The organism is Canicola haemoglobinophilus (genome assembly GCF_002015075.1).
GTDB classification, from domain to species: Bacteria; Pseudomonadota; Gammaproteobacteria; order Enterobacterales; family Pasteurellaceae; genus Canicola; species Canicola haemoglobinophilus.
The window spans coordinates 1-21,418 of sequence record NZ_MUXZ01000036.1 but is presented as its reverse complement, the minus strand read 5'-3'; the positions used below and the strand labels follow the sequence as shown (position 1 = coordinate 21,418).

The window sequence follows — 21,418 nt, the reverse complement described above, 5'->3', positions numbered from 1 at the left end:
TTCGCTTATGAAGGGCGATAGTCTCGTCTAGCTGTTTAAAGAGATTGCCGATTTGGGTTTGTTCATTAATATTTGGGACTTTTATAACCAAATTTTCAACATTATTTTTAGAAACAGACGGAATATTCGCAGACTGCTTATAATCGGTAAATTTAGATTGAGTTCTTTTCATCTCATAATAAACATAGTCTATATCAAACAAATTTTTATTTAATAAATCTATTGAATAACAGCTATTTCCTGCCCAATATCGAGTTTTAATTATATTTATAAAACCTGCATTTGCACCTCGCGCACTTATTAGTATTTTATTTCCTTCATTATTAAATTCATTATAAAAACCTGTATTAGATGAACCTCCATTAAAAACAGGGTATGGATAGCTATCATCTTGCTTAGTTTGAATTACAAATTCTCCAATTGTGATTTTGGCAATATCTCCCAACTTTCGCTGTTCCCAAGAAATAGGATTTTGGGTATGAATTTGAATGTTTCTTGTACAAAAAATTGAAGTAAGAAATGCTGATTTAAGTATGAATAATTTAGCTAGCTTTCGCTTATGAAGGGCGATAGTCTCATCTAGCTGTTTAAAGAAGTTACCGATTTGGGTTTGTTCTTCTTTAAATCTTGGGATTGATATTTTCTGCTTCCTAACTAATTCAGAATTTATATTTACTTGTGAACCTGATTGCCCCAATGCTTGCCATTTATTTTGAAAATATTCTAACCATTGGAAAAGAAAATTTATGTCGGTATTTAGATTTAAAAAAGCAATAAATCCATCATGGACACCGATTGGAACATAATTTATTACAGGTTTTCCGACAGTTGCAGCAATACTAAGTATTAGATGTGGAGTATGTAATACTAACGTTTTTTCTTGCCCTTTTTCTGAAAGCTTTTGTTCAAGATTAAATATTTTCCCATTTTGTTCAGTAACATCGGAAATTCTTAACCAACCTATATCACTATTGTTATCGAACCATTTGGGATCTTGTATTGGTCTAGGGCTTGCTCCACGCCTAATAGAGCTTAACTCCCCCAACTTTCGCTGTTCCCAAGAGTTTGTATATAGATAAATCCAGAATATTGAATATGTTTATAACATATTGTTTTATAATAAGATTTTTATTCTAAAAAACTATCTCCGCTGATAAGCGATGGTAAAAAACAGCCAACTTTCTATGTTTCAGAGAAAGTGTAAAACGAGATATAAAAAGAGCGGTCAATTTTATCTAGTTTTTTGCAAAATATTCAAAATCCTAACCGCTCTTTGTAATATATACTTTACAAAAAATTGTTAAATAAACATTCTTTTTAGATAAGCTTGCTTAATTTTCTCTAATTTTTCGATCATTCGCTTATGAAGGGCGATAGTCTCGTCTAGCTGTTTAAAGAAGTTGCCGATTTGGGTTTGTTCTTTAAGTTTAGGTATATTTACAATTTGATTTTCTATTTCTAATTTAGTTATGTGGATCATTGTAGAGCCATTTGTATTGGAACTAAGAGAATTATCAGATTTCAATAATTGTAATGTGAATAATGGGTTTAGGTTTGGAGATAAATCTATTTTCCAAATATGATAATGATATATAACTGTTTCTTTCTCCCAAATATAAGGCTCAAATATTGTCGCCCAAGTATATAAGAGATCACCTTTTTTAGCATAAAATTTCTCATGGAGTTCTAGGTTTGAATAATACCAATGGCTATTAGTATTAAAGTTTCCTACTCTTAGAACTGGATATTTACCTTTTGAAAGAAGTTCTTCTTGCTTATATGCCCTACCATTTAAAAATTTGGCAATATCCCCCAACTTTCGCTGTTCCCAAGCGTCTGTAAAGTTTGGAAAGCGAATTTCTGGAAATAGCGAATTTTCCTTAGGAAACATTTTTTCAAGATAGAATTTCTTTGAATTTTGTTGCTTTTTTAGCTTTCGTTTATGAAGGGCGATAGTCTCATCTAGTTGTTTAAAGAAGTTGCCAATTTGGGTTTGTTCACTAACATTAGGAAAACAGATATTAATTTCTTTCATTGTGCTTGCATTTAATTTTGCTCTTCCCCCTCCAACTAAATATTTAGATATATCCATAGATTTTATTCTGTAAGTTAAGAATAAATTGTTAAGCACTAAAGGAATTCCTTGTAAAACATGAGCATGATTATTAACCCAAATTTTTCCAGTAACATATTGTACAGGGTAATTTTTTAGATCATTTGCACCATCTTCGGCAATCAAAACAAATTCCCCATCATGGGTAAAGCCATCAATAAATCCTTGTATTCCATTGGCTCCAAAGTAAGCTGTTTTTCCTTCTTTTCTTAAGTTTTCAGCAACTGGCACTCTCAAATTATCAAAATTTTCCGATATCTCCCCCAACTTTCGCTGTTCCCAATCATCAGTAAAGCCTACAAAGCGTAGGGCTGGGCTACATTTTTTCTGTGTTGTCATAGTCGGATCCTTATTTACCAAGAAGCAATGTTTGCCAAGCCTTTGTACCTTGCATATCGTGCTCGTTACCTTGTAATTGAGCCAATAATTCAGCCAATTGGTGTTCACTTTCTTGTAATTTTTCTTCTATTTCAATCAAAGTTTCGCCATATTTATCGGCAAGGTTTTGCACTTTTTGGCTTAACTGATCGATCATTTGGCTTGGTAAGCTGTGAAGCTCCTCAACAAGTGGTGTGATCCATTTGCTTTTTTGCAAATCTTTCGCTTGTTCATCGCTTAAGTTTTCAATCGTTGATTTGGTTTTTAAATGTAGCGCTTGCTCATTTTCTTTAAGGGCTTTTTTCAATGCTTTTTCTTCATTCAACAAAGATTGAGCTTGACTAAGCTGTTGCTTAAATTCACCTTCAGCTAATTTTATGGCTTTAGTTAATTCTTTGCCCACAAACGCATCGCCATTTTCATTGATTGCTTCGCTTTGCTTGTCTTCCTCGCTAATTTCACTGAGCAAGGTTTCTAATTCGGCGGCAATGTCATTTAGGCGATTTTCTTTTTGCTGCAAGCTATCCAATTCCTCTTTAAGTAATTGTTTTTGTACCAATTCAAAAGGTAGAAGATGTCCTGCCCAGCCTTCTTGGACTTCACTTTCTTTACCATCTTTTTTCTTAATAACGATATTGGGATCAACTTGTTTTATCGCCTGTGAGCCTTCATTTTGTAAAATTTCCAAATCGTTCGCAATCATTTCCCAAGCATCATCAAAAAGTTGATAAGCGGTATAAGGATCGATTAACGCAATATTTTTTAGGCGAGCAAACAGATCCGCTGTAAGCGTTTCTTTTAACTTTGCAATGTTGCTGACTTCTTGGTTAATCAGTAGCTGAGTTAATTCATCGCTATAATTGCTAAAAGCGTCTTGGAATTGTTGGGTAAAATGCTGTACTTCGCTATTTTGTGAAATGGTGTCCGCAATATCTGAGCTTGTTAGTTCGTAATAGCCTTGGGTTGCCTTTGGCATAAATAAAGAGCGGTTTAATGTTGGGAAGATTTTCCAATAATGGTTGAGTTGCTCAATTTCTTGTTGTGGAATACCGCCGTACATAGTGGCATAAATATCCCAACTTTCAGCATCTTCCGATGAATTGACATAACGAGGAATATTGAGGTTGTAGCCTTGTTCTTTAATTTCATCAAGGCTGACTACACGAGCAAATTTTTCTACATCTTTACGATCAATAACGGTATCGACAATTTTACGAATATGTGAGGCTTGTAATTTGTTATTTTTGCCAACTTTAACAAAGCCTTTTGACGCATCAATCACCAGAATATCGGTATTTGGACGTTTTTGACGTAGCACTAAAATGACGGTTGGAATGCCTGTGCCAAAGAAAATATTGGCAGGTAGACCGATGATGGCATCAATATGGTTTTGTTCAATGAGAGCCTTACGGATTTTTTCTTCTTCACCGCCACGAAATAATACGCCATGAGGCAATACAATCGTCATAATGCCATCGGGTTTTAAGTGATATAAATCATGTAATAAAAATGCAAAATCCGCTTTCGTTTTTGGTGCTAACCCAAAACGAGAATAACGAGGGTCACTTCCTTTATTGGCTGGCTCCCATGCTTGAGAATAAGGGGGGTTAGATACAACGGCATCAACATAAAGTACTTGGTAAGTATTAACAGGATCGTTGTCATCAAAATACGGCCAATCATCTTCTAACGTATCTGCGTTACGAGTAATGATATTATCCGCTTTGATCCCACGCATGACTAAATTCATGCGGGTGAGGTTATAAGTATTTTGCTTTAATTCTTGAGCGTAGTAGGTAATGTGATCTTGGTTATCCATATGTTTAGCAATGGATTGCCCGATATTGATAAGCAATGAGCCTGAACCACTTGTTGGGTCATAAATTTGGATTTCTTTACGATCTTTGAGATGCTCTGCAATAATTTCAGACATCAAAACAGACACTTCGTGAGGTGTGTAAAATTCACCTGCTTTTTTACCAGCATTGGCTGCAAACATACCGATGAGATATTCGTAAATAAAGCCGAGCACATCGTAATCTTGCTTTTTCCCCATTGGAATATCTTGAATAAGATTGATTAAATCACTGACAGCTTTAGTCTGTGAAGCATTACTACTTCCTAACTTACTCAAGCCTGTTTCTAAGGTATTAAAAATATCCTCAAATACTTTCTTTTTCTTAATATTGCGAGAAAAGGCAGAGAGTGCATCACGCACATTTGATACATCAAAATCACTACCTTTACTTAGCCAAGTGGAAAACAGATTTTCATAGGCAATAAAATAGCCAATATTATCTTGAATAAACTCCACAATTTCGAGGTCAGCTCCGTCAATTTGTTGAATATCACTCTCAGTAAAGTCGTTCTTTTTTAAGAATTGAATTTGTTGTTCGGAAAGAAACTTATAGAAAATAAAGCCAAGAATGTAATCTTTATAATCATTTGCTTCAATTTTAGAACGCATTTTATTTGCGCTTTCCCAAATTTTATTTGCGAGTTGTTGCTTGTTCATGTTGTTCTCTTTGTAGTGGGTTATGTTGTAAAAATTTTGTCAAAATAGACCGCTCTATTGTTTAGGTAATAAAAATTCTCGCAGAGCTTTATCTAATTTGACATTCACAAGCGGTAAAGGAACTGGTTTTCCCTCTTTTTCAAAATGTTTTTTCGCCTGTGCTTTATTTGCAGTAGTTTTTAGCTCTTCTAAATAGCGGTTGATGTTTTCTTCGGTAATTTGCAAGTGCGAGATCGCAATAAGCAAATTCGCATCTAAGCCATGATCCTCAGCAAAACGTAATAGACGGTTATGTTGCTCTGCTGTTTGGTGTTCGATAATGTAATCTTTGAATGTTTTACCTTGCTCAATTTGTAGATCACCTCGTTGAATATCATGGAGTAAGATATTCGCAATACGTTGTTCATCTGCACTTAAGGTTGGAAAGGCTTGATGTAATTCATTCAGAGCAATTTCCGTATTTTCATCATTGCAGAGTGCTTTGAGATACTTATCAAAACGACTATTGAGATAATCATGATCAATTTTGTCAGTATTTATTGCCGTAATATAGCTATCAATATCAAAGGGCGGTAGTGAATTACGCTCTTCTTCATTATTTATCTTTTTGCTAGCAAGTTCTTTATAACGCAATAACAAGGCATCATAGATTTGCTTCGTGAATAGCAATTGTGTTTTTTCTTTTCCTTCGCCATAGCTTATTTCTTGCCAATCAAAGCCTTGAACTTTGACTGCCTCCAATACATTGTTCACTTGGTTAAACAATGAAATAAACTTCACACAATGAATTTCCGTTTTTGGTACTTCTGCAAAATGCTGAATTTCTTCACTTTGGAAAATCTGACTAATTTCCTCAAATAACCCATTCATTTTGTTGATATTTTGTGGGATTTTATCCACAAATAAACCTATCGGACGATTACCTGAATATAATTCAACGGCTTTTTCGATATTTTGTTCCATGGTTGCTGGTTTGCGATAGTAACGAATGGTGCCGAATTGCTTGTCTTTTCCAAATAAGCGGTTGGTTCGGGAGAACGCTTGGATAAGTAATTCGTAGCGAATAAGTTTATCTAAATAAAGTGTATTCACCCATTTTGAGTCGTAACCCGTCAGCATTTGATCGACAACAATTAGCAGATCAAGTTGTTCTTCAGGTTTATTATTGATGAATTTATAGGTTTCTTTATGTGCTAAACGCTCTGCAACATCTTTTTTAAATTGTGCGTGGTTAGCTATTGTAAAGGTTTTACCAAATCGCTGATTATAATCGCCTATAATTTCCGCAAGTCCTTGCTCTTTGCTAAATGAATTAGCTTGATTATCTTCGTTGGGATCAAAAAGTGCGGTGATTTTTAAGGTAGGATCGCTTTGTTTAAATAGACGATAATAATCAATAGCCTCACTAATGCTACTGGTAGCAAATATGGCATGGAATTTTTTGCCTCGGCTTAACGTAGGAAAATGTTCTAGCACGTCTTCTACCACAGCCTGATAATGTCCTTCAGTTTGCCACTGTGTTGGAGGTGTCAGATCCTCAATTTCAGCCATACTAACCGCTTTGCTATCCATAAAATGCAGATAGGTTTGCTTTTTATCTTCATTTTCCCAAACTTCGCTTTCACTATGAGCATTTGCTTTTGCTAGCGCGACTTTTTGACGTAAATCTTTCTCCTTGTAAGTACTCACCTTGTAAATATCAAAACCGAGTACGTTTTTATCTCGGATACCGTCGGCAATACTATAACGATGTAATTCATCGCCAAATACATCTGTGGTTGCACTATTTTTCTTATGATTATCTTCAAAAATTGGCGTACCTGTAAAACCGAAAAATACAGCACCCGCAAAGGTTCGCTTAATATCTTGCAACATATCACCAAAGGTTGAACGGTGACATTCATCTACAATAATAACGATGCGTTTTGCTGTGATTTTAGCTAAATCACTTTCTTTCATTACTTGCTCTTTAGCAAGATTACTCATTTTTTGAATAGAGGTAACGATTAGCGTGTCTGAACTGTTGTTACTTTTGAGTTTTTTAATTAACTCATAAGTACTTTTTGTTTCTTGAACTTGCTGATTTTCGTCCGCAAAATTACGATATTCTTCTAGTGATTGTGTACCTAATTCAATGCGATCCATAAGGAAGATTACTTTATCGGCATCTTGTGAGGACGAAATAAGCTGAGCTGATTTAAAACTGGTCATCGTTTTACCAGAGCCCGTAGTATGCCAAATATAGCCCCCACGCTGTTCTTGGTAATTTTGCCATTTAAGTTTAGATACTCGATCGGAAATAGCATGAGCCGCATAATATTGGTAGCTTCTCATTACCTTAAGAACGCCATCAGTATCATCAGGCACCATATAAAAACCAATTAACTGATGAGCCATTGGAATAGATAAAAACTGGGAGGCAATATCTTTATAATCGTTTACTGGTTCATTATTAAAATCAGCCCAGTGAAAATAATAATTGGGATTAAATTGCCCATTTGGATTAGCAAAATAGAGTGTTTTCTCTGGGGTCATCGCTACAAAAATTTGTACAAGTGCGAATAAACCAAAAAAGATACCTTCTTGGGCATATTTTTCAATTTGATAACAGGCTTGGCTAATAGGTACGCCACTGCGTTTTAATTCAATATGAAACACAGGCATACCATTAATAAGCAACATAATGTCGCCACGACGATCTTTGAGTATCGGAGATTTTGTTGGGAATTGAGGTTGGCGTACAATTTGATATTTGCTTTGTCCGCCAGCGATTTCTAATCGGTCATAAATTTTTAAGCTAATTTCCTTGCCAAAATGTAAGCTATCTAATTCATTATCTCGACGAATAGAAATGTTCTTGCCATTAATGAAGCCATTGAGTTTTAAAGGTGTTTTCAGTTCTGCAATTTGCTCCAAAATTTGTTGCATTTCACTGTCTGTTAAAGGCACATTATTTAAGCGGTCCGTTTCTCTATTGTTTTCAAATAAAATATCTGCCCAGTTTCTCAACAAATCATTTTCTGTTGGATATTCTATAACTTTTTCTTCCCAACCTTTTTGTTTTAACAATGCAATTAAAGCAAGTTCAAAATCTGCTTCTTTACTAAAACTCATTCTCCACTCCCTTTATGCAACTATCGCTTTACTTAAGCGAAAGTAAGGTATTATAGAGAAAGTTAAAGTAAGTAGCTAGGTGAAAAAAAAGAACTAAGTTATACTCTTGTTATACTTATATTCAGTTAAATAACAACACAACATTATGGAAAAATTAACCTTAACTCCTATTAGCCGTATTGAAGGCGAGATTAATTTGCCGGGTTCAAAGAGTTTATCAAATCGTGCACTTTTATTAGCCGCACTTGCTCATGGCACTACTCAAGTCACTAATTTATTGGACAGCGATGATATTCGACATATGTTGAATGCGTTGAAAGCCTTGGGAGTGAAATATCAACTTTCTGAGGATAAAAAAGAATGTATTGTTGAAGGCGTTGGTGGAGCGTTTCAATGGCAAAATGGTTTGTCTTTGTTTTTGGGAAATGCTGGAACAGCGATGCGTCCTTTGACTGCCGCTCTTTGCTTAAAAGGAAATATTGAGGCTGAAGTTATCTTAACAGGTGAGCCTCGAATGAAAGAGCGTCCGATTAAGCATTTAGTGGATGCTTTACAACAAGCAGGCGCCAGTATTCAGTATTTAGAAAATGAAGGCTATCCGCCTATTGCTATTCGTAATTTAGGTATTGGCGGAGGTAAAGTTCAGATTGATGGTTCTATTTCTTCACAATTTTTGACTGCACTTTTAATGGCTGCGCCCCTTGCTGAGAATGATATGGAAATAGAAATTTTAGGGGAACTTGTGTCCAAGCCTTATATTGATATTACCTTGGCAATGATGAAAGATTTTGGCGTTACGGTTGAACATCATAATTACCAGCGTTTTTTGATTAAAGGTCAGCAATCTTATGTTTCGCCAAAAACTTATTTGGTGGAGGGCGATGCTTCTTCGGCTTCTTATTTTTTAGCAGCGGCGGCAATTAAAGGCAAAGTAAAAGTAACCGGCATAGGTAAAAACTCTATTCAAGGGGATCGCTTATTTGCTGATGTTTTAGCAAAAATGGGAGCAAAAGTAACTTGTGGAGAAAATTTTATCCAAGTGGAACAAGGCGAACTGAAGGGCGTTAATATGGATATGAACCATATTCCAGATGCTGCAATGACGATTGCGACAACCGCACTTTTTGCTCAAACTGAAACGGTTATTCGTAATATTTATAATTGGCGTGTAAAAGAAACGGATCGACTCACGGCAATGGCAACAGAGTTGCGTAAAATCGGAGCAGAAGTCGAAGAGGGAAAAGATTTTATTCGCATTCAACCTCTCCCTTTAACAAAATTTAAGCACGCGGAAATTGCTACTTATAATGACCATAGAATAGCAATGTGTTTTTCGTTAATCGCATTATCTAATACAGCGGTAACAATTTTAGATCCCAAATGCACTGCAAAGACTTTCCCAACCTATTTTTCTGAATTTGAAAAAATCAGCCTTCAATCGTAATTTAATGGGCAAGTTTATTGCCCATTTTTATGATTAAATTCTATATTCAGCTTGCGAAATGAGTAAAAATCATTAAAATGAACGAACGTTCATTCAGTCCCTATATTGTGATATTTTCTTCAATTATCAAACAATTCTTACTGTATGTAACTTTCCTTAATTTTATTTATTTTATAGAAATTCTTATGCGTCAATCTGAATTAGATATGACCGAGCAGGTTTTTATTGCCACAGAGCGATTAATGGCGGAAGGTGGGCTACATAGCCTTTCTATGCACAAAATTGCTAAAGAGGCAAAAATCTCTCCTGGTACTATTTATCTTTATTTTAAAAATAAAGATGAATTATTGGAGCAGCTGGCTCGGCGAGTATTTAATCTTTTTTCTGTTGCAATGGAAAAAGATTATGATGAAAAGCTCTCTTATTTTGAGCAATATCGTCAAATGTGGTGGAATATTTGGCATTACCTACATGAAAACCCAATGATTTTGTTAAATGTAAGCCAATATCAAGCATTACCTGGCTTCAGTCAGATTTGCCAGGAAAAAGAAGGACAAGGGCGTTGGTCTGCATTTTGTCAGAAGGCAATTAATGATAAAGCTATCATTGATTTGCCTACAAAAGTTTTATTCACGTTAGGTTTAGAAAGTGCGATTAATTTAGCCTTCAACCAAATGATGTTTAAAACAGAATTATCTAATCAGGTATTAGAAACAGCCGTTCAGCGTAGCTGGCGAGCGATTCAATTTTAAAGATTTTTATTTTCTTGCTAGGAGTTAGTTTTTATGAGTAATCAAACTCACGTAAAACCAAAACGTTCTCATATGTTTTTCTTAAAACTTATTTTGGGCGTTATTGTGTTGTTATTTGCCGTTATGATCGGCTTAAAAGTTGTTTCAGGTATGATTGTTAGCAAGATGATAGCTAGTATGCCTGAAAAAACTACACCTGTTACAGCAATTACAGTTGAGCCAACTTCATGGACCCCTGTGATTGAAACGACTGGATTGGTTAGACCTAATCAAGGCGCTGTGTTAAGTGCTCAAACGCCAGGTGCTGTTGCTAAAGTGTTTATCCAATCAGGACAAGTGGTGAAAAAAGGTGATGTCTTGGTTGAGTTAGATAGTTCTGTTGAGCAAGCTAATTTACAGGCTTCAGAGGCAAAATTAGCTACAACTAAACAAATTTATCAACGTTACCTTAATTTGTATAAAACAAAAAGTGTATCTCAACAAGAATTGGATAATGCCAAAGCAAATTATGATGCTTTAGTGGCAAATATTAGTGCCTTAAAAGCGGCTATTGAGCGCCGCAAAATTGTTGCACCATTTGATGGGATTGCTGGTATTGTTAAAGTAAATGTGGGGCAATACGTAAACGTAGGTACGCCAATTGTGCGTGTTGAAGATACGAGTTCAATGAAGGTAGATTTCTCTGTTGCACAAAATGAGCTTGAAAATTTATTTATTGGACAAAAAGTAACTGCAACTAGCGATGCGCGTTTAGGTGAAACTTTTGCCGCAAAAATTACCGCACTTGAGCCAGCAGTGAATGCAGCCACAGGGTTGATTGATGTGCAAGCCACTTTTGAAGGGGCAGATAGCCATAAATTATTATCCGGTATGTTTACAAGATTGCGTGTGGCTTTAACTACTGAACGAGATCAAATTGTTGTTCCTCAGGTGGCCATTAGTTACAACATGTATGGAGAAAGTAGCTACGTTTTGACCGCACTTTCAGATGAAGATAAGCAAAAATTGCTTGATAACGAGAAATTTGCTTACAAAGATAAGATTGACAATGTTTATCGTGTAAAACAAACCACCGTGTTTACTAAAGACCGTCAAGGAATTTATGCACAATTAAAAGGCCAAGATATTAAAGCTGGCGATAAAATTGTCGTAGGTGGTCAGCAAGGTATTGCGAATGGTAGCTTAGTTGTCGTTGTAGATAAAGAAATAATTGGTACGCAACAACCAGCGAAGAAAACCAATCTTTAATTTGAAGTAGGAATATATCCAATGAAATTTACCGATATATTTATTCGTCGTCCTGTATTGGCGGTGTCAATTAGCTTGCTGATCATTATTTTAGGATTGCAAGCGATTTCAAAATTGACTGTGCGTGAATATCCGAAAATGACGACAACTGTAATTACTGTATCGACAGTCTATCCGGGGGCAGATGCGAACTTGATGCAAGCATTCGTTACATCAACTTTAGAAGAAGCTATTGCTCAAGCGGATAATATTGACTATATGTCATCAAGTAGTGCTGCAAACTCCTCGATGATCACTGTCAAAATGAAATTGAATACAGATCCTAATGGTGCTTTAGCTGATGTATTGGCGAAAGTAAATTCTGTGCGCTCAAAATTACCTCGTAATATTGAAGACCCTGTTATTTCATCCTCAACAGGTGGTACAGGGATTATGTATATCAGCTTTTATTCTGATAAGTTAGATTCAAGTCAGGTGACTGACTATATTGAACGAGTGGTAAAACCTCAGTTATTTACGGTTGAAGGGGTTGCTAAAGCACAAATTTTTGGTGCTGCTCAATATGCATTACGCATTTGGCTAGACCCAGAAAAAATGGCTGCTCAAAATCTTTCTTCTCCAGCCGTTATGTCGGCGTTATCTGCTAATAATGTGCAGACAGCAGCAGGAAGTGCTAATGGTTATTACACTGTTTACAAAAATAAAGTGGGCACCACTACTAATTCAGTTAAAGACTTGGAGAATTTAATTGTTTATGCCAAGGGCGATAATCTTGTTCGCTTGCGTGATATTGCAACAGTTGAGTTAAATAAAGAAAGCGATAGTACGAGAGCAACGGCAAATGGTTCTGACTCTGTTGTTTTAGCTATTGAGCCAACCGCAACAGCTAACCCATTGACAGTTGCAGAAAATATTCGTCCATTGTACGCACAAATTAAGCAGAACTTACCAAGCAGTATGTATTCTGATCTACTTTATGATCGTACCATTGCGATTAATAGTTCTATTAATGAAGTAATTAAAACAATTATTGAAGCCACTGTGATTGTTTTAGTCGTTATTTTGTTATTTATTGGCTCTTTGCGTGCAATTTTAATCCCTGTGATTACCATCCCTATTTCATTAATTGGGGTAATCATGATGTTACAAACATTTGATTTCTCCATTAATCTGATGACATTGTTGGCAATGATCTTAGCAATCGGATTGGTTGTTGATGATGCGATTGTGGTGCTGGAAAATGTGGATCGCCATATAAAAGCAGGAGAAACGCCATTCCGTGCAGCAATTATCGGTACTCGAGAAATTGCAGTGCCTGTTATTTCCATGACAATTGCACTTATTGCGGTGTATTCACCAATGGCATTAATGGGGGGAATTACGGGATCCTTATTCAAAGAGTTCGCTTTAACATTAGCAGGTGCGGTATTTATTTCGGGTATTGTGGCATTAACTTTGTCGCCAATGATGACCAGTAAGCTACTAAAAAGTAATGAAAAACCAAATCGTTTAGAGCAACGAATTGAAAAATCATTAACTCGCTTAACTAATGGTTACGCCTATATTTTAGGCTTAGTCATGTCAAGCCGTAAATGTATGCTTGCTTTTGCTGCTATTATTTTTGCGATGTTGCCGTTCTTATTTACTTCTCTTTCTAGTGAGTTGACGCCAGCAGAAGATAAAGGCGCATTTATTGCTATTGGCTCAACACCTTCTAATATGAACGTTGACTATGTGCAAGAGGCAACGAAACAGTACGTTGATCTGTTGAATAAGACAGATGAAGTACAATTTACAATGTCTATTGCAGGAGCTCCAACGCCTAGCGGTACATTAAATGTTGTAACCTTGAAAGACTGGAAAGATCGTACTCGTAGTCAAGCTGCAGTGATGGCGGAATTGAATCAAAAAGCCACACAAATTCCTGAAGTTAGTGTTTCGGCCTTTAATTTCCCTGAAATTGATACAGGGGAGTCTGGACCACCGATAGGATTTGTTATTAGTACGCCAAATGACTATCGTGATTTAGCTCCTGTTGCGGAAGATTTCTTAGCTAAAATGCGCTCATCGGGTCGATTTATCTATACTAACCTCGATTTAAAATTCAATACGGCTGAAATGAAAATCAGCATAGATAAAGAAAAAGCTGGAAGTTACGGTATTTCGATGCAACAAATTAGCAGTACTTTAGGAAGTTATTTGTCTGCGGCAACTGTAAGTCGTGTTGATATTGATGGGCGAGCATATAGAGTTATAGCGCAAGTAAAAAGAGCGGATCGTTTAACCCCTGAAAGCTTGAAAAACTTCTACGTATCAGCAAGTAATGGGCAGAGTATTCCTTTGAGTAGCTTAATAAAAATGGAGTTAGTGCCTCAACCTACTTCATTACCAAGATTTAGTCAGTTAAACTCAGCATTAATTCAAGCTGTACCAATGCCGGGAACCTCAACGGGTGATGCAGTTAAATGGCTCAAAGATACGGCAGCAGAGCAATTACCACAAGGATATAGCTATGATTTCCGTAGTGAAGCTCGTCAGCTTGTACAAGAAGGAAATGCCTTAACGACTACTTTCGTGTTAGCGGTTCTTGTTATTTTCTTAGTGCTAGCGATTCAATTTGAGTCTATCCGAGATCCATTAGTTATTATGGTCTCTGTGCCTTTAGCTGTAAGTGGTGCCTTGTTAGTATTGAATTTCTTGAGCTTATTAACAGGCATGAAAATTTTACACTTATCGGGCGTTACTCTAAATATTTACTCACAAGTCGGTTTGATTACGCTCGTAGGGCTCATTACGAAACATGGTATTTTGATGTGTGAAGTCGCAAAAGAAGAGCAACTTCATTTTGGTAAATCTCGCATTGAAGCTATTACTGAAGCGGCAAGAGTGCGTTTACCCCCTATTTTGATGACAACGGCTGCGATGGTCGCTGGATTAATTCCATTATTGTTAGCATCAGGTGCGGGTGCAGCATCTCGTTTCAGTATTGCTATTGTGTTAGTTGCAGGGCTTTCAATTGGTACTTTATTTACCTTGTTTGTGTTGCCTGTAATTTATTCTTATATCGCAAGTGAGCACAAACCTTTACCTGAATTTGATGAAAGCATAAAACCATTGGCGAGTAATCAACATCATTAAATTTAAGTAAAAAACAAACCGCACTTTTTTGAGAAAACAGTAAAAAGTGCGGTTTATTTTTAGGCTCAAAGTTGATATTTAGAACATTGATTTAATGTTTCACAAACTACAGTTCAATTTCCAACTTGTTATAAGCACGCATTGCTTTTTCTAAGGCTTTCTCAACAGAAATATCACGAGCAAGAATAACACCTAAGCGGCGATGTCCATTAACTTCCCCTTTACCAAACAAACGAATGTTAGTATTGGGTTCCTGTAATACCTCAAATAAATTACCAAATTGTACTTGGTTAGATTTACCTTCAACAACAATCGCTTTTGATGCTGCTGGGCTAATCAAATTAATCTCAGGAATTGGTAAGCCCAGTATTGCTCTGGCATGGAGAGCAAATTCAGAAAGTTCTTGTGAAATTAGCGTTACCATACCAGTATCATGAGGGCGAGGGGATACCTCATTGAAAATAACCTCATCTCCACATACAAACATTTCGACGCCAAAAATTCCACGCCCACCAAGTGCGGTAGTAATTTTCTCTGCAATATGTTGCGCATTAGCGAGAGCTTGCTCTGACATTGCTTGAGGTTGCCAAGATTCACGGTAGTCGCCATCTTCTTGACGATGTCCAATTGGTGCAAGGAAGGAGGTACCACCCACATGGCGAACTGTGAGTAAGGTAATTTCATAGTCAAATTTAACAAAGCCCTCAACAATTACTCGACCCGCTCCAGCTCTACCACCCTGCTGTGCATAGTCCCATGCTTTTTGTAAATCATCTTGACTTTTTAAGATACTTTGACCATGCCCAGAGGAAGACATAATTGGCTTAACAACGCAAGGAATACCAATTTTTTCTACCGCACTTTGAAAATCAGCAAAATTATCTACAAATTGATAATTTGAGGTCGGTAGTTTTAATTCCTCTGCGGCAAGGCGGCGAATACCCTCACGGTTCATCGTCAATTGTGTCGCTTTAGCTGTTGGAACAACATTAAAGCCCGCTTGTTCCAATTCAACGAGTGTTGATGTCGCAATCGCTTCTACTTCTGGCACAATATAATCTGGTTTTTCCTTCTCAACCAAGGCTTTTAATGCTTCTCCATCAAGCATGGAAATCGTATAAGAGCGGTGCGCAACTTGCTGTGCAGGGGCATTTTCATAGCGATCCACAGCGATCACTTCTACGCCAAGACGTTGTAATTCAATGACGACTTCTTTGCCCAGCTCTCCTGAGCCAAGTAACATTACTTTTGTCGCTTTAGAGGTTAAAGCTGTTCCTAATTTTGCCATTTTTTTATCCTTTGAGATTGTGTTTGCTATTCGGTTTAAGGATTTAGTAAATTGTCATCTAACAATAAATCTTCATTTTTGTTAATACCAACACCACGATTAAGAATATTTTGTGCAATATTATGTGCATCTTCCAATGAGTGTTCGGTATAAGTGCCACATTGATATTCATTTAGCTCAGGAATTTCAGATTGGTTTTTAACATTTAAAATATCTTGCATTGAAGCCAACCAAGCATCTGCAACTTGTTGCTCATTGGGTGTACCGATTAATGACATATAAAATCCTGTACGGCATCCCATAGGTGAAATATCAATAATTTCAACCTGTTCGTTATTTAAATGATCACGCATAAATCCTGCAAATAAATGCTCTAAGGTATGAATTCCTTTTGGAGAGAGTATTTCTTTATTAGGTGCACAAAAACGGAGATCAAAAACTGTAATATTATCACCTTTTGGGGCCTGCATCGTTTTTGCTACACGCACAGCGGGTGCGTTCATTCTTGTATGATCAACTTTAAAACTGTCAAGTAATGGCATAATTTGTCCTTTAGAGATAATTAAGGGGGGATTTGCAAGGATAATTGCTTGCAACGCTATGATACCGTAAATTTTCAAGATAATGAAAACTTGATTTTCATCCTCTCACAGAAAAAATATCCTTGATATTATGTGATCTAGATCATGATTTTTAAGATTATTGTCAATAATTGTAAATTTATGTAAAGATTTTTAAATTTTTATGATAGTATAGCGCACCTAATAAGATAGCAACTCGCCGCAGTTGTTTGATAAAAAATTGGTTCCTTAGGTTATTTTCCCCCTCATGATGAGGGGGATTTTTTTATGGATAAAAAGAGGGGATGGGCAAAAGGATTTGTAAAGACTAAAACTCACGTTGAATATTTTGCTCACATTTCAACTTAAACGCTAACTTTTTCATTTTGTTTTTGCGTAATAAAATCAATTTATGGCATGCCCGATTGCCAAGGTATGGAGTTGTTTTCGTTCATAATAAAATACCTGTGCCTAGATGTATTATCTCAGAAACAGGTATTTACACAAATTGCGGGATAGGCTCAAATTGTTATTCAAATTTGACTATATACTTTTTAGCTAAATATTTATTTAGCATGCGTTTAGGCTTTGTAATTATTTTCATTATTCTATATCTTATACCTTTTTTATTTTGTTCGTTGTATCTTTTTTTTCTATCAGCCTCTAAGTCACTAGATAAAAGACTAGATTTTTTATTGATTTGTAGTTCTTGAACACACACCCCAGGAGATAACTGATATATTGAAATAGTATTTTGAGTAAGCAGATAATTAAATAATATTTGATCTATAGCATCTAATTCTGAGTCGGGTATATTTTTAATTATTGATATGACTTCCTTAATACAATCAGAGCTTATAATATAGCCTGCTGTTCCATAATGAGGCTCTTTTAAGATATTTATTTTTCTATTTAAATAAGCAGGTATTTGGCTATTTTCCATCTTTGATGACATCAGAAATGTTTCTAATCTTAGAATAAACTTATTAGTGGTTATTCTCTCTTTTAACCAATCATCATTACCTAGAAATTTATCGGCATTACTGCCCAATATAATATCATCTTCATATATTGTTATATATTCTAAATTTTGCTCTAAACACTTTTTCCATAATAAAAAATGGCTCATGAAACAAGCTTTTTCTCCTTGGGTAAGAGCTGATTTTTTGAGATTAGGGATGTGATATTCTATTAATTTATCTAGTTCTATTGATGGTTTTATTGCATCATAAAACTCAAATCTGATATTGTGTTTATCAAACTCTCTTTTAATATGTTCTCTTCTATTTTGGGCATCAATTAAGCTAATTACGTAGTTATTCATTTTTCTAATTTTAGTTTTTTGAGTTGAGTGTGGTAATTGTATTCTTCATCTAACTAGATATCTATTAACTCTTAATATTAGTTTTCTGATCAATGATGGCTTATAAGGACAATAGGTAAGCTCTGTATATAAAGGTAAATTATTGCTAAATATTTGTATAAAAAGCGCATTAATAGATTTATCGACATAATCAAAACTAAATCTATTTGTTGCTATTTGAGTTTTTTCTTTAAAATTTTGTAAAAGATCTTTGTTCTTAAGTAGTTTATATGTTTTTTGTACGAATTCTTCTTCGTCTTTTAATTTAACTAATTCACCATATTTACCATTATTGAGAATCTCTTTTGGTCCTGTTTGACAATCCATAGCAACTACAGGTACACCACAAACCATACTTTCGATTAATACTGTTGGTAATCCTTCTGAAAGAGAAGTGTGTAGAAAAAGCTTGGCATTTTTCATAAATGGATAAGGATTTGATTTACTACCTAAAAGTAAACAGTCTTGTTCTAAACCTAGTTGAGCAATCCGTTGCTTAAGCTGCTGGTAAGTTTCCCCATCTCCTATAATTAAAAGTTTTTCTTTTATTCCTAATTTTTTCAATTTAGCATAAATATTTATTAGTTGAAGATGATTCTTTGATATATCTAGTCTAGATACTTGCAATAGATACCCTGATATTGATTGATTGATTCATTGCTTGCTTGATGTATTCAATATTTATAGGATTGTATATGCTATAAATTGGAATATCTTTTAGTTTTAAACGCCTTAGGGTTTTTAAACAGTGCTTTTTTAGCTCTTCATTAACTGTTATTAAACAATGATGTTTTTTTAAAATAAAATGAAAATAATCAGAATGTTTTTCCCAATAATTACAATGAGCTATACCATGTACCCAACGAATAATAGGGATATTTAAGGAGTATTTTTCCAAAAAGAAGTCAAAGTGACTATTAAAGTTTACAATAAGATTAAATTTATTTTCAATTAGTAGTTTTTTAATTATTTTACTTGCCAGTAAATATTGTTCTTTTAGACTTAACATATCTAAATCCTTTCTCTTTAATAAGAAGAGTAAATTTATTTTATTAGGGATTTTTTCTATGTAAGCATTTTCAATTTGTTCTTCTAAAATCCAAAGATCTATATCTAAATTATTATTTTTAGATAAGATTTTTAAATAATTAATTAAAATTACTTCAGCACCACCAATAACTAGGCTTTTATGAAAAAATAAAATTCTTTTTTTTACTGATGTCATGATGTTCTCTAGATGTTTAATATTTGATTTTATATATGGTTTTATTCCTAAAGTCTTTTATTTTTAAAGATATTCTTTTTAGTAAATTTATTCTATTAACTCGATTATTCCAGATTATTGGCTTATCTTTAATCTCCCTAAACAGAGAGTCGAATAAATAAGATTTTATATGATTTGATAGACCTCCCCATGGTTTAACGTTACTACAGTAATGAATGACAGTAATTAAGCGATCTAGCTTTTCATATTCATGTAATTTTTCTCTATTCTTCATCCTATTCTTGAGCGTTGGCATGAAATTAAATGCAGGATCTACTATTCTTGATTTTTCTTTAAGTATGAAATTCAAAATATCTTGATCCTGAAATTCTATATTCGGATATTTTTGTAAAAATGAAATAGCTCTATTATAAACATCAAGACTTTTAAATTTTAGCAAGTCAATTAATAAAACGCCAGCATTAAAATATACATCTTTATCTGTTAGACCTATATTATATTTGTATCCTTGTAAACCAAACTCTACATATGAATCTATACAAGCACCAACGACACAACCATCTAAATCTACATTCCAAAGGGGAGTTAAATCATTAATAACTAATGTATCTACATCAAGATAAATAACTTTATCAAGAGCAGGTAAGTAATGGTCTATTTTTAATCTTGCATAAGTTGCAATAGATATATGAGAAATAGTACTAGGAAATTTTAAAAAGTCTTTTTTATCAACTCCAATAAATTCGATATTACTATTATTTTTATTTACTATTTCTAGTATTTTACTTTTACTTTCAAAAGCAATTCCTAGATCTAATATATAAAAATTTATAGTAGACTTAGTGTTTTTTAATATGCTCAATAAATTAACAGCTAAATAAGGAGAGTAATTTTCATCACAACTTAGAACTATGTTCACATAAGGCTCCTATAAGTTTTTACTATATTTATATGGTCTTATAAAACGTTTGATAATTTTTATTTTTTGTTTTAATGAAAAAATATGCATATGCTTAAATAAAAACATCTTAAATGAATAAAGATCATATTTACTTAAAGAGCAATAAAGCTCATAGATTAATCTTTGATTAAATTCTTTTTCTTTTCCTTTTGATAGAATGTGTTCAATATGCTTAGTTGTAATTTCACCCATAAAATTAATATTATTTTTCTCATCAGAAAAATAATAATCTATAATTTCTCTCCTAATTCTAATTGCAGTACTGTTTTGAATTTTATGATACAAAGAAGATGTCTGCATGAGAATGCACCCTATACTTAACTAAAACCTTATCTATATTGACTATTTTTCCTAATTTACTTACCTCAAACCAAAATTTGAAGTCTTCAGCATGAATATAATTATTATCAAAGGTAAGGTTGTATTTATGGTAAATATCAGATCGCATAATCATGCAATTATTATGGATTGGGTTACGGAAAAACATTTCTGTAATAATCTCATCATGAGTTAAAGGAGCATGCCATATATCGCCATTATTACAATATTTTGATAAATTTCCTGTGGCATCTTTAGACATTAAAATTTCTAAATGCCCTCCCATTGCAACAATAGAATTATCCTCAAGCATATATTGCAAAATTGTTTCTATCCAATCGAGATTAACAATATCATCCGAATCTGTTCTAGCAATAAATTCTCCAGAGCAGAATGATAATCCCTTATTTAGAGAGGCAACAAAACCAAGATTATTTTCATTTCTAATAACCTTAATTCGGTTATCCTGTTGAGCAAAGCTCTCTAAAATAGATAATGTTGAATCTGTAGAACCATCATTAACAATGATAATTTCCAAATTAGAATAACTTTGGTTGAGTATAGCTTCCAAACATTCTTTAATATATTTTTCTACATCGTAAGCGCAGACTAAAACAGACACTAATCCAGTATACGATCGCATAGTTTTTCTCTGTTATATTTAATCTCTTAATAAGATAAAAAGTTATTTAAAAATATTTTATCTGATAGAAATTTTGAACAAAAATTTAAATCTCTCAACTCTATCTATAAAATTAAAATACTCCCTCATTAATTTCACCTTTAATGTCTTTTTATCCCTATTCATCGCAATATTACTCTCCATAGGCAAATCAGGCTCAACGCAGAATGGAATTATAGATAAATAAGGAATTTTGGTTTCCCAATATCTTTCCATTTGTGTATCAACTTCATAAACCCATTCGTGACAATGTGTTAGTAACTTTCTTGCTGCTTCTGGAGTTAGAAAATATCCAGTTGCATTTGCCCAACTATAATAA

General features: G+C 34.3%; 16 protein-coding genes and 1 pseudogene. 4 read left to right on the top strand and 13 right to left on the bottom strand.

The window, feature by feature from the left end; all coding sequences use genetic code 11:
* From B0186_RS09655 to B0186_RS09640, 4 genes are all read right to left on the bottom strand, one after another.
* A partial coding sequence (locus B0186_RS09655) for a restriction endonuclease subunit S (RefSeq protein ID WP_078219175.1) occupies positions 1-1,045 on the bottom strand: 1,045 nt, incomplete at its 3' end.
* 255 nt (positions 1,046-1,300) lie between these two features.
* A complete protein-coding gene (locus B0186_RS09650; protein ID WP_078219174.1) occupies positions 1,301-2,452 on the bottom strand; it encodes a restriction endonuclease subunit S in 1,152 nt (383 codons plus the stop codon).
* Positions 2,453-2,462: 10 nt separating this feature from the next.
* Positions 2,463-5,006 carry a type I restriction-modification system subunit M gene (locus B0186_RS09645; protein WP_078219173.1) on the bottom strand — a complete coding sequence of 848 codons (2,544 nt, stop codon included), beginning with the start codon at positions 5,004-5,006 and terminating at the stop codon, positions 2,463-2,465.
* 54 nt (positions 5,007-5,060) lie between these two features.
* Positions 5,061-8,120, bottom strand: a complete 3,060-nt coding sequence (locus tag B0186_RS09640; protein WP_078219172.1) for a type I restriction endonuclease subunit R — start codon at positions 8,118-8,120, stop codon at positions 5,061-5,063.
* A gap of 145 nt (positions 8,121-8,265) precedes the next feature.
* On the opposite strand from B0186_RS09640, the gene aroA reads away from it, so the two are divergent.
* From aroA to acrB, 4 genes are all read left to right on the top strand, one after another.
* Positions 8,266-9,564, top strand: a complete 1,299-nt coding sequence (gene aroA, locus B0186_RS09635) for a 3-phosphoshikimate 1-carboxyvinyltransferase (RefSeq protein ID WP_078219171.1) — start codon at positions 8,266-8,268, stop codon at positions 9,562-9,564.
* Positions 9,565-9,749: 185 nt separating this feature from the next.
* Entirely contained in the window at positions 9,750-10,316 is a 567-nt protein-coding gene (locus B0186_RS09630; RefSeq protein WP_078219170.1) for a TetR/AcrR family transcriptional regulator, read from the top strand.
* A gap of 33 nt (positions 10,317-10,349) precedes the next feature.
* Positions 10,350-11,564 carry a multidrug efflux RND transporter periplasmic adaptor subunit AcrA gene (gene acrA, locus B0186_RS09625; RefSeq protein ID WP_078219169.1) on the top strand — a complete coding sequence of 405 codons (1,215 nt, stop codon included), beginning with the start codon at positions 10,350-10,352 and terminating at the stop codon, positions 11,562-11,564.
* A gap of 21 nt (positions 11,565-11,585) precedes the next feature.
* Complete coding sequence (gene acrB / locus B0186_RS09620; protein ID WP_078219168.1) at positions 11,586-14,702, top strand: multidrug efflux RND transporter permease subunit AcrB; 3,117 nt, start codon at positions 11,586-11,588, stop codon at positions 14,700-14,702.
* A 106-nt stretch (positions 14,703-14,808) separates the two neighbouring features.
* Here acrB and purT read toward each other — a convergent pair whose 3' ends face one another.
* The 9 genes and pseudogenes from purT to B0186_RS11705 all read right to left on the bottom strand — a co-directional run.
* Positions 14,809-15,990, bottom strand: a complete 1,182-nt coding sequence (purT, locus tag B0186_RS09615) for a formate-dependent phosphoribosylglycinamide formyltransferase (protein WP_078219167.1) — start codon at positions 15,988-15,990, stop codon at positions 14,809-14,811.
* A 35-nt stretch (positions 15,991-16,025) separates the two neighbouring features.
* Entirely contained in the window at positions 16,026-16,532 is a 507-nt protein-coding gene (luxS, locus tag B0186_RS09610; protein ID WP_078219166.1) for an S-ribosylhomocysteine lyase, read from the bottom strand.
* Positions 16,533-17,079: 547 nt separating this feature from the next.
* Complete coding sequence (locus tag B0186_RS09605) at positions 17,080-17,874, bottom strand: glycosyltransferase family 25 protein (protein WP_078219165.1); 795 nt, start codon at positions 17,872-17,874, stop codon at positions 17,080-17,082.
* 45 nt (positions 17,875-17,919) lie between these two features.
* Positions 17,920-18,540, bottom strand: a complete 621-nt coding sequence (locus tag B0186_RS09600) for a glycosyltransferase (RefSeq protein WP_078219164.1) — start codon at positions 18,538-18,540, stop codon at positions 17,920-17,922.
* Complete coding sequence (locus B0186_RS09595; protein WP_078219163.1) at positions 18,527-19,138, bottom strand: glycosyltransferase family protein; 612 nt, start codon at positions 19,136-19,138, stop codon at positions 18,527-18,529. The genes B0186_RS09600 and B0186_RS09595 overlap by 14 nt, the downstream gene beginning before the upstream one ends.
* A gap of 16 nt (positions 19,139-19,154) precedes the next feature.
* Entirely contained in the window at positions 19,155-20,057 is a 903-nt protein-coding gene (locus tag B0186_RS09590) for a glycosyltransferase family 8 protein (RefSeq protein WP_078219162.1), read from the bottom strand.
* Positions 20,058-20,066: 9 nt separating this feature from the next.
* Positions 20,067-20,399, bottom strand: coding sequence for a hypothetical protein (locus B0186_RS12040; protein WP_235817220.1), 333 nt, complete (start codon positions 20,397-20,399; stop codon positions 20,067-20,069).
* Entirely contained in the window at positions 20,374-21,039 is a 666-nt protein-coding gene (locus tag B0186_RS09585) for a glycosyltransferase family 2 protein (RefSeq protein WP_235817219.1), read from the bottom strand. Before B0186_RS09585 ends, B0186_RS12040 begins: the two co-directional genes overlap by 26 nt.
* Positions 21,040-21,117: 78 nt before the next feature.
* Positions 21,118-21,418: pseudogene (locus tag B0186_RS11705) on the bottom strand (glycosyltransferase family 25 protein); the annotation flags it as partial.

Coding starts and splice junctions, on each gene's coding strand:
- B0186_RS09650 (WP_078219174.1), bottom strand. CDS start 2,452: ATGACAACACAGAAAAAATGTAGCCCAGCCCTACGCTTTGTAGGCTTT.
- B0186_RS09645 (WP_078219173.1), bottom strand. CDS start 5,006: ATGAACAAGCAACAACTCGCAAATAAAATTTGGGAAAGCGCAAATAAA.
- B0186_RS09640 (WP_078219172.1), bottom strand. CDS start 8,120: ATGAGTTTTAGTAAAGAAGCAGATTTTGAACTTGCTTTAATTGCATTG.
- aroA (WP_078219171.1), top strand. CDS start 8,266: ATGGAAAAATTAACCTTAACTCCTATTAGCCGTATTGAAGGCGAGATT.
- B0186_RS09630 (WP_078219170.1), top strand. CDS start 9,750: ATGCGTCAATCTGAATTAGATATGACCGAGCAGGTTTTTATTGCCACA.
- acrA (WP_078219169.1), top strand. CDS start 10,350: ATGAGTAATCAAACTCACGTAAAACCAAAACGTTCTCATATGTTTTTC.
- acrB (WP_078219168.1), top strand. CDS start 11,586: ATGAAATTTACCGATATATTTATTCGTCGTCCTGTATTGGCGGTGTCA.
- purT (WP_078219167.1), bottom strand. CDS start 15,990: ATGGCAAAATTAGGAACAGCTTTAACCTCTAAAGCGACAAAAGTAATG.
- luxS (WP_078219166.1), bottom strand. CDS start 16,532: ATGCCATTACTTGACAGTTTTAAAGTTGATCATACAAGAATGAACGCA.
- B0186_RS09605 (WP_078219165.1), bottom strand. CDS start 17,874: ATGAATAACTACGTAATTAGCTTAATTGATGCCCAAAATAGAAGAGAA.
- B0186_RS09595 (WP_078219163.1), bottom strand. CDS start 19,138: ATGACATCAGTAAAAAAAAGAATTTTATTTTTTCATAAAAGCCTAGTT.
- B0186_RS12040 (WP_235817220.1), bottom strand. CDS start 20,399: ATGCAGACATCTTCTTTGTATCATAAAATTCAAAACAGTACTGCAATT.